Origin of the sequence: Pseudoalteromonas sp. C12FD-1 (genome assembly GCF_037414265.1) — a bacterium.
Lineage (GTDB): Bacteria > Pseudomonadota > Gammaproteobacteria > Enterobacterales > Alteromonadaceae > Pseudoalteromonas.
The window spans coordinates 60,722-73,604 of the sequence record NZ_JBBEVD010000070.1 but is presented as its reverse complement, the minus strand read 5'-3'; the positions used below and the strand labels follow the sequence as shown (position 1 = coordinate 73,604).

12 protein-coding genes are annotated in these 12,883 nt (G+C 42.0%); 6 read left to right on the top strand and 6 right to left on the bottom strand.

Annotation, left to right across the window (positions count from 1 at the left end; genetic code table 11):
* Window positions 1-47 precede the first annotated feature (47 nt).
* Window positions 48-1,274: a hypothetical protein gene (locus WDB87_RS12125; protein ID WP_337850002.1), complete on the bottom strand. Its 1,227-nt coding sequence runs from the start codon at window positions 1,272-1,274 to the stop codon at window positions 48-50.
* The gene (locus WDB87_RS12120; RefSeq protein ID WP_286245526.1) at window positions 1,264-1,887 is read right to left on the bottom strand and encodes a methylamine utilization protein; all 624 of its coding nucleotides are present in this window, start codon (window positions 1,885-1,887) and stop codon (window positions 1,264-1,266) included. Before WDB87_RS12120 ends, WDB87_RS12125 begins: the two co-directional genes overlap by 11 nt.
* Window positions 1,888-2,046: 159 nt before the next feature.
* Here WDB87_RS12120 and WDB87_RS12115 point away from each other — a divergent pair, with 159 nt between their 5' ends.
* Together WDB87_RS12115 and WDB87_RS12110 are read left to right on the top strand one after the other, a co-directional pair.
* Window positions 2,047-4,086, top strand: coding sequence for a glycoside hydrolase family 97 protein (locus tag WDB87_RS12115; protein ID WP_337850001.1), 2,040 nt, complete (start codon window positions 2,047-2,049; stop codon window positions 4,084-4,086).
* Window positions 4,087-4,461: 375 nt separating this feature from the next.
* Window positions 4,462-5,295, top strand: a complete 834-nt coding sequence (locus tag WDB87_RS12110; RefSeq protein ID WP_337850000.1) for a substrate-binding periplasmic protein — start codon at window positions 4,462-4,464, stop codon at window positions 5,293-5,295.
* Between the two features lie 64 nt (window positions 5,296-5,359).
* Here the strand turns inward: WDB87_RS12110 and envZ are convergent, their stop codons facing one another.
* Complete coding sequence (gene envZ / locus WDB87_RS12105) at window positions 5,360-6,682, bottom strand: two-component system sensor histidine kinase EnvZ (protein ID WP_337849999.1); 1,323 nt, start codon at window positions 6,680-6,682, stop codon at window positions 5,360-5,362.
* A 5-nt stretch (window positions 6,683-6,687) separates the two neighbouring features.
* Window positions 6,688-7,407 carry an osmolarity response regulator transcription factor OmpR gene (ompR, locus tag WDB87_RS12100; protein WP_089348882.1) on the bottom strand — a complete coding sequence of 240 codons (720 nt, stop codon included), beginning with the start codon at window positions 7,405-7,407 and terminating at the stop codon, window positions 6,688-6,690.
* Between the two features lie 185 nt (window positions 7,408-7,592).
* Here ompR and greB point away from each other — a divergent pair, with 185 nt between their 5' ends.
* From greB to WDB87_RS12080, 4 genes are all read left to right on the top strand, one after another.
* Window positions 7,593-8,066 (top strand): transcription elongation factor GreB, encoded by a 474-nt coding sequence (gene greB, locus WDB87_RS12095; protein WP_286245530.1) that lies wholly within the window; start codon window positions 7,593-7,595, stop codon window positions 8,064-8,066.
* Between the two features lie 132 nt (window positions 8,067-8,198).
* Complete coding sequence (locus WDB87_RS12090; protein ID WP_337849998.1) at window positions 8,199-8,510, top strand: hypothetical protein; 312 nt, start codon at window positions 8,199-8,201, stop codon at window positions 8,508-8,510.
* Window positions 8,511-8,560: 50 nt separating this feature from the next.
* Window positions 8,561-9,142, top strand: coding sequence for a CBS domain-containing protein (locus WDB87_RS12085; protein ID WP_337849997.1), 582 nt, complete (start codon window positions 8,561-8,563; stop codon window positions 9,140-9,142).
* A gap of 211 nt (window positions 9,143-9,353) precedes the next feature.
* Window positions 9,354-11,675: a Tex family protein gene (locus WDB87_RS12080; protein ID WP_337849996.1), complete on the top strand. Its 2,322-nt coding sequence runs from the start codon at window positions 9,354-9,356 to the stop codon at window positions 11,673-11,675.
* A gap of 55 nt (window positions 11,676-11,730) precedes the next feature.
* On the opposite strand, the gene WDB87_RS12075 is transcribed toward WDB87_RS12080, so the two are convergent.
* Window positions 11,731-12,513, bottom strand: coding sequence for a putative metalloprotease CJM1_0395 family protein (locus tag WDB87_RS12075; protein ID WP_337849995.1), 783 nt, complete (start codon window positions 12,511-12,513; stop codon window positions 11,731-11,733).
* Between the two features lie 5 nt (window positions 12,514-12,518).
* Window positions 12,519-12,827, bottom strand: coding sequence for a hypothetical protein (locus WDB87_RS12070; protein WP_004588240.1), 309 nt, complete (start codon window positions 12,825-12,827; stop codon window positions 12,519-12,521).
* Between the last annotated feature and the right edge of the window lie 56 nt (window positions 12,828-12,883).

Sequence of the window (12,883 nt, the reverse complement as noted above, 5' to 3'; positions counted from 1 at the left end):
CACTTTTTAAATCAAAAGGGAGCTTTTAAAGCTCCCTTTTTTGTACTTTAAAAGCGCCACTGCGCGTTAGCCATTAATTGTTGCTGCGAAATTCGCTGAGCAAAGCCGCTACCAGTTCTATTTTGTACAAAGCTATGTAGTGCTGACCCTTCAACGCCTATTTGTAATTTCTCTGTAAGCTGATAACGCCATGTAGCCGTTATCCCTTCACCGTGACTAGCATTAGGATCAAACGTGGTAGAGTCATCGTCATCTACTTTAAAATAATCATACCTTAGCGATACCCTGTGCTTACCTTCTTTATGGCTGAGCATTAAGTAATGACTATAAAAAGAATTATAAATTAGCTTATTAGCGCCCATTTCGGTTTTACCATCCATCAACTGAACAATAAAGCGAGTTTTACCTGTAAATTTATATAACCACGCTAAGCTGCTAAAGCGAGTATGCCAAGCGTACTGACCTGTGTCTGCATTAAACACGGTTGGATCTGCGTTATTATCATAATAATAAAACCTAAACTGCGAGCGCTTTAAATAATCCCAATGCACGCCTGCGTAATAGCCAAAACGACCATCGACTTCTTCAAATGGCAGTACTTGGTTAGCTTGCCAGCGTAATTCGTAACTATTTAATGCTGCTATAGGCGCAAACTGTACGCTTTCGTTAAAAGTTGTTTGCCTGTCATGCAGCGCAAAACCCCGCCACGAAAGTAACGTCCCTGTTGGGTCGTTTCCTTTGTAAATAGCAGCGCTCATACTAAAGCTGTGCTTGGAATTAAAGCGTTTTCCGGGGCGCTTAATTGTAACCTCACCACCGACAGTGCGAAGCTCTTCACCTATCCAGCTATTAATTGCCGAGTTTGTATAGTTATAGGGTGAAGTCCAGCCTATATCAGGGTTTTCGAGCGACATACTAGGGTAAAAACTACCTACCTTTACATGCCATTTATAACGGCTGTTTACTAGCGGCTGATACTGTAAATACGCTTGGCTTAAACCTAATGTAGTTTTCGGCTCTTGGTTTGCATTAAGCACAGCATGGGCGCTCCAAGCACTATTTAAATCGGCCTTAAAGTCTATAATACCTTGCGATAGCAAAATGCTATCACTGCTATCCCCATGGCGATATAAACCAACGCCGCCACCTTGAAAGCTCTGCGTATCGTCACTTGCAACCGCACGCACCTGAATAAGCCCTTTAACTTGCGAAAAAGTTGGTAGGCTGATGAAAAGTAAGCCAAGTAATAGTGTATTTTTGCGCTTAATAGTCATCAAATTCATCCGTAGCAAAGTCTATTTGCTCGGCTATGGCCTGCTTTACGGTATAATGTAGAGGTGCTTCACTCACATTAATGCTTTGGGTTTCTACGTTACTTATATCACTAAACCCAGAATGCCATACACTCAAAGTGTATTGCCCATTAGGAACTGTTAAATTTACTGTGCCGTTGTCGTCAGTAATGGCAAAAACGGTGCTATCCACCACCACAATATAACCCAGCATCCAGTCATGAATATTACAACCAAGCTCCACCACACCTGCTTGATCAAAAATTATAGGCGCTTTAGGTTGCTCTTTATAAAGCTTCAGTTCAAAGGTTTTAGCCTCAGAAAACGAATAAACGTGATGCATGATAGAGTCTACATTAGGAAACTCTACTCTTGCGTTTTTCGGGACAACTAACGTACGTGGTGTAAACTCGCGGTTTTTTTGACTCATTGCGTAGGTTTTACTCACCTGATTATTAGCCTGAGTAGATGTTCCGCTTAGCCACACCACCGCGTTTACTAAAGGCTGGTTGTTTGCATTTTTTATCGTTATTGTTGTCGCCGCTGCGCAAGTACTCATACTTAGCAGTAGCAAACCTAGTAAGGGTTTTATCATGAAGCTAATCGCTATTATCAATTTGTTTACATTATAGACCGATTTAACCATAAAATTCTTTCTATTTTTTAAAACATTGAATACGTATGTAGCATGTCGTATTAACAACTCAGTGTCATTATCCTTAAGGGTCACCACCGACTCATCAAAGGACACACAATGAGAACCACACTTTTACTATTAGCGTTTGCCAGTAATAGCTTTGCACAAACGGCTGTAGTTGAATCACCAAACTCACAAATAAAATTAACTATTTCTGATGAAAGTAGCACACCTAGTTACGCAATTAGCTTTAAAGACAAACCGGCTATAAATACATCGCGCTTAGGTTTTGAGTTTAAAACCCAAGCCGCGTTTAACGATGGTTTTAAAATCACACATATAGAAAAACAAAGCGTTAACACTCAGTGGCAACAACCTTGGGGCGAGCGACAAACAGTTACTGATAAGCACAACGAAGTAGCGGTCACGTTTACAAAAGATGAGCCCCAAGGTGCAACATACACAGTGCGTTTTAGAGCTTTTGATAGTGGCGTTGGGTTTAGATACGAAGTACCAAGCCAAGCTGGCTTTGAGCAAACACACATCACTAAAGAGCTTACCGAGTTTGCAATTAATAATAGTAACGATGCAACGGCATGGTGGATCCCCGCACGCGGCTGGAACCGATACGAATACGTTTATAACACCACCGCATTAAATGACGTACCGCTTGCGCACACTCCATTTACTTTAAAAACCAATGATGGTACTCACATCAGCATTCACGAAGCTGCCCTTGTTGATTACGCAGGTATGGTGCTTAATCAGCGTCGCCCAGGTACATTTAATGCCGATTTAACACCGTGGTCAGACGGCATTGCCGTTAAAAAACAAGGCGCGTTTAATACCCCTTGGCGTACTATTCAAATTGCCGACAGCGCCGTTGGCTTAGTCAATTCAGACATAATATTAAATTTAAACGAGCCAAATAAGCTCGGTGATGTGTCGTGGGTAAAACCAGGTAAATACGTAGGCATTTGGTGGGGCATGCACATAAACACACAAACCTGGGGCAGCGGAGAAAAACACGGCGCCACAACTCAAACCACTAAATACTACATGGACTTTGCCGCAAAGTATGGCTTTGATGGCGTATTAGTAGAAGGTTGGAACATAGGTTGGGACGGCGACTGGTTTTTTAATGGCGATGTATTTAGCTTTACACAACCTTATGATGACTTTGATATAGCCGCCCTTACTCAATACGGCAAACAAAAAGGTGTGCAGTTAATTGGCCACCACGAAACATCGGGTAATGTAAGTAACTACCGTGACCAAATGGACGATGCCTTTGCTCTTTACGAAAAATCAAACGTAAGCCAAGTTAAAACAGGTTATGTAGCGGATGGCGGTAACATAAAACGCATAGACGAAAATGGCATTGCCCGTCATGAGTGGCACGACGGCCAATTTATGGTTAACGAATACCTTTACAACGTAAAGCTGGCTGCTAAACATAAAATCAGTATTAACACCCACGAGCCAATAAAAGACACCGGCCTGCGCCGTACTTACCCAAACTGGATTGCCCGCGAGGGTGCACGCGGCCAAGAGTTTAATGCATGGGGCACACCACCTAACCCACCAGAGCATATTCCTATGCTGGCATTTACCCGTATGCTAGCAGGGCCTATGGACTTTACCCCTGGCATTTTTGATATGAGCTTTAATGGCTTAGGCGATAATACAAACCGCCCGCAAACAACGCTTGCCAAGCAGCTTGCGCTGTATGTTGTGCTGTATAGCCCGATTCAAATGGCTGCCGACCTACCTAAAAACTATTTAGCTAAGCCTGATGCATTTCAATTTATTCAAGATGTACCAACCGATTGGCAGCAAAGTATTGCGCTTGATGGCGAAGTGGGCGATTTTATTGTATTTGCCCGTAAAGAGCGCAAACGCGATAAATACTCAGGAAACGACTGGTATTTAGGCGCCGTAACCGACGAAAAAGCCCGTACTATTGAGGTAAAACTCGACTTTTTAGAAAAGGGTAAAAAATTTGAAGCGCAGATATACCAAGATGGTAAAAATGCAGAGTGGAAAAACAACCCGTACGATTTAGTTATCGAAAAGCGCATAGTTAGTGCAAACGACAAGCTAACTTTAAAACTAGCAACAAGTGGTGGTACAGCAATCCGCTTTAAGGCACTTTAAGTTTTTGTTATTACGCCTGCACGACTTACAGAGCAGGCGTAAGCTTTACAACTTACCCATGCAATTACAGATAATTTATCATTTCAAAAAAGCGAGCTAACTAAAAATATTCTCTAACCGTTTATATACCAATCTGTTTAACTAAGTAGTCTATTTTGATGCAGTGAAATCGTGCTGATAGCGTATAAAAATCGCTATTTAGCTGTTCTAAAAGAGCAGTTTTTAACGTAACTAGCGTTGGGTTTAACTTCTCAAAATGGTTAAGTATTTTACAGCTTGCTATTAACTGAGTTAATTTAAAGACCATAAAAATCCCTAGTTATTCTTTTAAAAGTTGAAATTAACAAATATTAAACAATAATTAGTGCAATATAAGTGACCATCCTAATTAATAAAAGTAAAGGGCGTAATATTACGGTGGATATTAAAGCAAAACTCATTGTGCTTTCAGCCCTAATTGGTTGTAGCAACGTATGCTCTGACACTCTTGACATTGCTGCACTCGATTTCTGTCCATACGTTTGCAGTGATACCTCAGGTAATGAGTCGATGGGTTTTGTATTAGAACTAGAAAAACTAATTTTAGAACGGGCAGGCCACCGAGTAAATTTTCATATAGTCCCCTACTTACGTTCCTTAAAAGGTACAGAGAGTGGTGAGTATGATGCTGTAGCTATAAGTAACGACAGCAGTTCAAAAGTAAATATATGCTCAAAAAATACAATCGGCCCAATGATATACACTTTTTATGTTAAAAAAGATATGCAATGGCGATACTCTGGGTTGGCATCTCTCGGCCTAGTAAGGTTTGGCGTTATTGCAGGTTACGATTTTTCACTAATCTCCCCTGAAGTTCAAAACTACTTTAAAGAAAACCGTGATAACGAGCAGCTTATTCAAGTTCACCATGGCTCAGAAGATCTCATTTATCGCTTGTTTAAAAAGCTCGAATTAGGGCGAATCGATACATTTAGTGAAGCCGCCTATGTAGCTGATTACAAAATGCAAAAATATGATCTGCAAGATAACTTTGAAAAAGCGGGGCAGTTTGACAAAACTTTGTGGGGCAGAATGTGTTTCTCACCTAAAAACCCCAAGGCGCATGAGTATGCTCAACTTATTGATACAGGCATGAAAGAGCTCAGAAAATCTGGTGAGCTCAAAAAAATAATGCAAAGCTATGGCTTATCGGTTTGGGAGCCACAGTAATACTAGTTGTTTATATTTAAAAGCACTCTACAAGCCAGTGCCTTTCAACAACTCTTTAACTAACTTACATTGACGTTACAGGTGCTATTACTTTTATCGGCAAATAAATTTGAGCACTTAGACCACCCTCTGGACGGTTTTCAAGCTTAACTTTACCATCGTGCATATCAATAATACGCTTAATAATGGCAAGGCCTAAACCACTACCTTCGCTGCCACGCGCTGCATCTCCTTGCTTAAAGGGTTCAAACACTGATTCAAGTTCGCTTTCAGGAATGCCTGGCCCGTTATCGTTTACCGCTATCACAACGTATTTTTTGTTTGAATTAAAGTAGCTTAATACTTCTATATCGCCCTCGGAATAACGCAGCGCATTTTCAATCATATTCGTAATTACGCGCTTAATAGCCACACTACTTAACGGAACAAGCCCCACGCTGGGGTTACCTTTAAAGGTAATAACACGTTGATGTTTAAGCTCACAATTAACCACCTCAGCAACTAGCGCGTTTATATCTTCGCAAGCAAGCTCATCTGCTTTGTGGTGGCGTAAATACTCAATAAATTGATCGATAATACCGTTCATATCTTCAATATCGTAAATAATGCCTTCACGAAGGTATTCATCCTCATCGCTCATCATTTCGGTTGCCAGACGAATACGAGTTAGCGGGGTACGTAAATCGTGAGAAACACCAGCCATGAGTAAACGACGGTCGTTTTCAAGTGCAGCAATGCCGCGCGACATTTGATTAAATGCCCGAGTCACTTCTATTACTTCACTGGAGCCCTCTTCTTCAAGCTTAGAGCTAAAATCGCCCTTACCCACTTTCACAGCAGCTTGCTGCAACGCCTTTAATGGCCGGTTTAAGTGCCTCGCAAATAGCCAGCCGCCTAATACACTTAAAAAACCAATACTTGATAAGTAAAAGGTTAAAAATTCGAGATTGTTTTCTTGATACCCAGTAAGTGGCACCTTTACCCAATACCCTGGCGCTTGTGGGGCTTCTACCCAATATATTAGTGGGTCGGTTTGGCTAATGCGCACCCGCGCCGAGCCATTTAATTGCTCAGACATACTACGCGACAGCATCGAGTATTCTCTGGTTTGACCAAGCCCTTGGCGCATTGCCTCGCGCTGCGTCATCACTTCTATACCGGTAATTTCAAAAAATTTTTCAGATACTTCGTCGTTTATTTCTACGCCGTCTTCCCAGTCTATAAACACCGTTTTAATTTGCTTTGCAAGCATGAGATTTACTTGCTCTATGGTCGGTTTTACAACGTAAAAGCTTACCGTAACATACGACACTATTTGGTTAATTAGCAGTAAAGCGGCCACTAAAAATACAGTTTGCCCAAACGCACTTCGCGGAAAAAATCCCATATAAACTACTTTTCACCGTCAGGAACAAACACATAACCTAAACCCCAAACCGTTTGAATATAGCGCGGGTTGGCGGCATCTACTTCAATCATGCGGCGAAGTCGCGAAACTTGCACGTCAATACTGCGCTCAAGGGCGCTGTAATCTCGCCCTCGAGCAAGGTTCATTAATTTATCGCGACTAAGTGGTTCGCGCGGATGCGATACAAGAGCTTTGAGTACGGCAAATTCTCCGCTGGTGAGCGAAATAGTTTTATCGCCTTCGCTCATTTCACGGGTGGCTAAGTTAAGTGTAAATTGGCCAAACGCAATGAGGTTTTCTTCTGCAGCTGGGGCGCCAGGCACTTCTTTAGCACGGCGGCGTAAAATAGCTTTAATGCGAGCCAGTAATTCGCGCGGGTTAAACGGTTTAGGGATGTAGTCATCTGCGCCTAATTCAAGGCCTATAATACGGTCGACCTCATCGCCTTTTGCTGTAAGCATAACAATAGGGATTTCGTTTTCTTTTTGGCGTAGCCGGCGGCAAATTGATAAGCCATCTTCGCCTGGTAGCATTAAGTCAAGCACCATTAAGTGAAAATTTTCTCGCTCAATGAGTCTATCCATTTGCTCTGAGTTTGCGGCGGTTCTAACAATAAACCCCTGCTCTACTAAATAACGCTCTAGTAAACTGCGCAGGCGCATATCATCATCTACAACTAATACTTTTGTGGTTTCGTGTCCCATTGCGTGTTTCTTATTTTTATTTCCAATTAATAGTTAATATAAATGAAAAACTTAATAATCAAAATCTAATTGCGCGCTTAGATTGTTACTGAACATTTCAAAACTTAAATTTAATAAATTTACGCTCGACAAATTTTGGCAAGTTTAATAACGTGCACAGCATTAGAGTTAATAAATAAACGCCGATGAAAACAAATTTAATTACCCGCGAAGGCTACTTGCAACTACAACAAGAGCACGACCATTTATGGAACGTTAAACGCCCTGAAGTCACAAAAATAGTAAGTTGGGCGGCAAGCCTTGGCGATCGCTCAGAAAATGCAGATTATCAATACAATAAGCGTTTACTGCGCCAAATTGATCGCCGCGTTCGGTATTTGCGCAAACGCCTACCCGATTTAAAAATTATTGATTACTCACCGCAGCAAGACGGTAAAGTATTTTTTGGCGCGTGGGTAGAAATAGAAAACGAGCAAGGCGAGATAAAAAAATTTAGAATTGTGGGGCCTGATGAAATATACGACCGCAAAGACTACATATCAATTGACTCACCTATGGCGCGCGCCCTGATAAAAAAACAAGTAGACGATGATTTTGAGGTACCTACACCGCAAGGTAAAAAAGAATGGTATGTAAATAGTATTGAATATCAAAAATAATCCCCCATAACATTATTAATAAATAACTACTTTGATTCAGATCAGGTAAATTTTTTATTGTGTAATATATCTCATTAGGATATATATTAAGCTCGCAGGTTTATTTTTAACCTGATATTTAAGGTAATGGCTATGTCAAACTTAGTACAGCGCATATGTAGTAATGCCGTATTGTTTGCACTTTTAATGAGTGTGAGTTTGACTTTGCACGCCAATACCACCGAAGTAAGTATAGATAACGCCAGTGTATCTAATCATTTTATCGCTTGTGAATTTCCTGACCAAGCAACCCCCGACATTGACTTAGACTCTCATGTTAATGCATTTGCTATTAGGTTGTTTCAACCGCTACCTAATACTGTTTCATCTTTTTACCAAAGTACAAACCTAAGCCGCCCTTTTAGTACGGCGTATCAACGTGGCCCACCTAGCTATTTAATTTAATTCACAATTTTACTTTTTGATTAAATTTTATAACTAATAAGGTGACTATCATGTCTAACTTTAAAGAATTACGTACCCAAAACATTTCTAATGCTGTTATTGCAAGCACGTTTGAAGAGCAACAAGCCACTATTAATTTAACGTCTCCGGCATTAACCGTAATCAATAACTTTACCCAAAAAACACCTATTCGCGCTCAATACGACACAACAATTAGCGATGCGCTTAAACAGGTATTAGCAGAGCATTCTGACTATGTATTGGTAACTGATGAGGCGCAAAAATTAATTGGTATTGTTTCAAGTGCCGACTTACAAAGCGCTAAAATTACGGCCATTGCACAACGGTTAAATACCACTCGCAATGAGGTGAGCCTACGCTACATTATGACACCTATTAGCCAACTTAGTGGCGTAAGTATGCAAAGCCTAAGCTATGCAAGTATTGGCGATGCACTACAAACAATGGAACATCAAGGCAGTATGTTTTTATTAGCAACAACCACTAATAACGAAATATGCGGGCTGATTTCGGCGCGTCAAATAGCTAAAACGCTACACATTCCAGTGCATATTACCCCTATTGCTCACACGTTTAGTGATGTTTTAGAAAGTGTAGAGCACCCTCACTAAAGCGCGCTTTTTCACTTTGTAAGCTCAGCCAAGCCAACCATCTTAAAGCAAGCAAAATTGCTTGCTTTAAGAGCTTTTTATTACAACCTGCTGTGATATTATTCAACTAATATATACCTACCAAACTCATTAAATAGCAACTTTAATAAGCTGGGTATAACAGTACCAGAGGGATTTTCTGGTTTTATTTTTTGTATTAAAAGGTTTATGCATGAGCGATATCTCTGCACGTTTAGCCACTGAGCTAAATGCACAACAGCAACAAGTTGTTGCTGCTACAAAATTACTTGATGAAGGCGCAACGGTTCCTTTTATTGCGCGTTACCGTAAAGAAATTACCGGTGGATTAGACGACACGCAATTACGCCTTTTAGAGCAACGTTTGTCGTATTTGCGCGAGCTTGAAGAACGCCGCAGCTTTATTTTATCAACCATCGAATCGCAAAATAAACTAACGCCAGCGCTAAGTGCCGATATTACCAGCGCGCAAAGCAAAACTGAGCTTGAAGATTTATACCTTCCTTATAAAGCGAAGCGCCGTACCAAAGGTCAAATAGCTATTGAAGCAGGCCTTGAGCCACTTGCCGATGCGCTATTTAACGATGCAAACTTAGACCCTGAGCAACAGGCTCAGCAGTTTATTAATGCCGACCAAGGTATTACAGATACCAAAGCAGCCCTTGATGGTGCTAAATTTATTTTAATGGAACGCTTTGCAGAAGATGCTAAGTTATTAGCAAAGTTTAGAAGCCACATTAGCCAACACGGTGCCATACAAAGCACACTTATTGACGGCCAAGAGCAAGCTGGTAGCAAATACCGCGACTATTTTGATCATCAAGAACCTCTTAAAAAGGTCCCTTCGCACCGTGCACTTGCTATGTTACGCGCGCGAAACGAGAGTATTTTACAGCTAAGTATTAACCCAGAGCCAAGCAGCGAAAATGCAGCCCAGCTATGCGCGCAAATGATTGCTGATCACTACCGCTTAGACGTGAAATATAAAGCAGCTAGCGCATGGTTGTTAAGTGTTGTGCAGTGGGCTTGGAAAATAAAGCTTGGCCTACACCTAGAAAATGAATTTTTAGCGGCCATGCGAGAAAAAGCCGAAACCGGCGCTATAGATGTATTTGCTAAAAACTTAAAAGACTTACTTATGGCCGCGCCTGCTGGGCCACGAACAACGCTTGGCCTCGATCCTGGGTTACGTACTGGCTGTAAAATTGCCGTAGTTGATGGCACAGGTAAATTGCTTACAACGCAAACTATTTTCCCCCACGCGCCACAAAATCACTGGGAAAAATCGTTGCGTACATTAGAGCAACTATGTCGCCAGCATAAAGTAGAACTTATTGCGATTGGTAACGGAACCGCATCACGCGAGTCTGACAAGCTAGTAGGCGAACTTATTAAGGCCAATGCTGAGCTTAAATTAAATAAAATTATGGTAAGCGAAGCCGGTGCATCTGTTTACTCTGCGTCAGAATTTGCCGCGAATGAATTCCCTAATTTAGATGTGTCTTTACGTGGCGCGGTATCTATTGCGCGTCGCCTGCAAGACCCACTTGCCGAGCTTGTTAAAATTGAGCCAAAATCAATTGGTGTAGGCCAATACCAGCACGATGTATCGCAAAGCCAATTGGGTCAAACACTGACCGCAGTGGTAGAAGACTGTGTAAACTCTGTGGGTGTAGATTTAAATATGGCGTCGGTGCCGCTCCTTACTCGCGTATCGGGGTTAAATAAAACCTTAGCGCAAAATATAGTAAATTACCGCGACACTAACGGCACGTTTACTAAGCGTAGCGAACTTAAAAAAGTTGAGCGTTTAGGACCAAAAGCGTTTGAGCAAGCTGCAGGCTTTTTGCGTATTAATCAGGGTAAAGATCCACTTGATAACTCATCAGTTCACCCTGAGGCTTACCCTGTTGTTAAACTTATTTGTGAGCGTAACAACCTTGATGTAAATAGCTTAATAGGCAATAGCGAGTTTTTAAATAAACTAGTTGCTAATGACTACACCGACGAGAAGTTTGGTTTACCTACCGTTACCGACATCATTAAAGAGCTAGATAAGCCTGGGCGCGATCCTCGTCCTGAGTTTAAAACGGCTGAATTTAAAGCCGGTGTAGAAAAAATCACAGACTTAAAACCTGGAATGATTTTGGAAGGTGTGGTTTCTAATGTAGCTAACTTTGGTGCGTTTGTTGATGTAGGTGTACACCAAGATGGCCTAGTGCATATTTCGGCAATTACTAATAAGTTTATCTCTGATCCGCGCGAAGTAGTAAAAGCCGGTGACATTGTAAAAGTAAAAGTGGTTGAGGTAGATGCACCGCGTAAACGCATTAGCTTTACTATGCGCTTAGATGATGAAATAGACACAAGCAATAAACCCGCTGCCGCGCCGCAAAAGCAACGCAGTAATCAGGGCCAGCAACCGCGTGCAGCAAAACCAAAACGCGATAATGGTAACGCCATGATGGGTAATGCCTTTGCCGATGCATTTGCTAATGCAAAGACAAAAAAATAAACACCCACTAAAAACGCCGCTCATTGAGCGGCGTTTTAGTTTAGCTTAACTAGTTTTAACCAAAGGCAGAAAAAACACTCTCGTTTTGGGGTGAGCTAGCCATTTGATAAAAATTAGCAATACGGCCAGCTCGGGCGTCTACTTCTGGGTCACGTGCTTGCGCTTCCTCGTCAGCAGGGGCTGACAATTCCGCTTGTGCTGCGGCCATTTTTTGGGTTGCATCAGCTGCGATTGCCCTGTCGGCACTTGATGGCTCTGCTGGGGCAAGTGCGGCTGCACGTACCGTTTGCATTTTATCTATAGTGGCTTGCGGATCGCCGGGGATTACAGATACATCAATTTGTACCTCACCGCCCACCGCGTAATTAGTGCCATCTGGCCCACGTTGGTATTCATAACTTGGTGAGCCTGCATACTGCCCACCCACCGATGCATGCGCTTGTTCGTGTACACGCACTTCAGTATCGCGCGCTTTAAGCTCTTTAATTTGTTGTTGTTCTAACTCTAGCTGTTGCTGCTCTTGTTCTTCCTCGGGGGTGTCTTCGCTTGCTTGTTGATTTTGTTGCTGTTCGTTATTTGAATCTTCGCTGCCTTGCTGACGCTGCTCAACAGTTTGCTCATCACTAAGCTTACCGGTTGCATCATAGGTGGCGGCTTCTGTACTGCTTGGTAGTTTTGCTTTATCAGCATCGCTTTGCGCTTTGGTTTCGGTATTGCTGGCGCTATTAGGGGCTGGAGCAGGAATAACGTCGCGCAGCTGGTTGTCACGCCGAGCGGTTTCCGTATAAACATTGGCGGTGTTTATATTGATAGACGGAAATGGCGTGACAATATTCATTACATTTATACTTTAATATCGATTAGTGTACCAAGCACTTCATCAGCAGTTTGAATTGATTGCGTGTTTGCCTTGGCATTAAACTCTTCAACTTTTAAATTAACAAGCGCTTCGTCAACCCGAGCGGGCTGTGCAACAGGCGCTGTAACTGCTTCTTCAGGTCGCGCAGCTGTTAACTGGCGCTGTTGGGCTAATTGCGTATCATCTTGCTCTTCAATGGTGGCACGGTTTATCTCTGCACTTGCTCGCTCTATACCTTGGCTTGCACGATTAAACCCTTCTACACCACTATTAAACACTGAACCAATAGCCATGCTGTACCTCCAAAAAATAAATATTGCTTAATTATCGCTCACTTTATGGGCAAAAT

Coding starts and splice junctions, on each gene's coding strand:
- WDB87_RS12125 (WP_337850002.1), bottom strand. CDS start 1,274: ATGACTATTAAGCGCAAAAATACACTATTACTTGGCTTACTTTTCATC.
- WDB87_RS12120 (WP_286245526.1), bottom strand. CDS start 1,887: ATGATAAAACCCTTACTAGGTTTGCTACTGCTAAGTATGAGTACTTGC.
- WDB87_RS12115 (WP_337850001.1), top strand. CDS start 2,047: ATGAGAACCACACTTTTACTATTAGCGTTTGCCAGTAATAGCTTTGCA.
- envZ (WP_337849999.1), bottom strand. CDS start 6,682: ATGGGATTTTTTCCGCGAAGTGCGTTTGGGCAAACTGTATTTTTAGTG.
- ompR (WP_089348882.1), bottom strand. CDS start 7,407: ATGGGACACGAAACCACAAAAGTATTAGTTGTAGATGATGATATGCGC.
- greB (WP_286245530.1), top strand. CDS start 7,593: ATGAAAACAAATTTAATTACCCGCGAAGGCTACTTGCAACTACAACAA.
- WDB87_RS12090 (WP_337849998.1), top strand. CDS start 8,199: ATGTCAAACTTAGTACAGCGCATATGTAGTAATGCCGTATTGTTTGCA.
- WDB87_RS12085 (WP_337849997.1), top strand. CDS start 8,561: ATGTCTAACTTTAAAGAATTACGTACCCAAAACATTTCTAATGCTGTT.
- WDB87_RS12080 (WP_337849996.1), top strand. CDS start 9,354: ATGAGCGATATCTCTGCACGTTTAGCCACTGAGCTAAATGCACAACAG.
- WDB87_RS12075 (WP_337849995.1), bottom strand. CDS start 12,513: ATGAATATTGTCACGCCATTTCCGTCTATCAATATAAACACCGCCAAT.
- WDB87_RS12070 (WP_004588240.1), bottom strand. CDS start 12,827: ATGGCTATTGGTTCAGTGTTTAATAGTGGTGTAGAAGGGTTTAATCGT.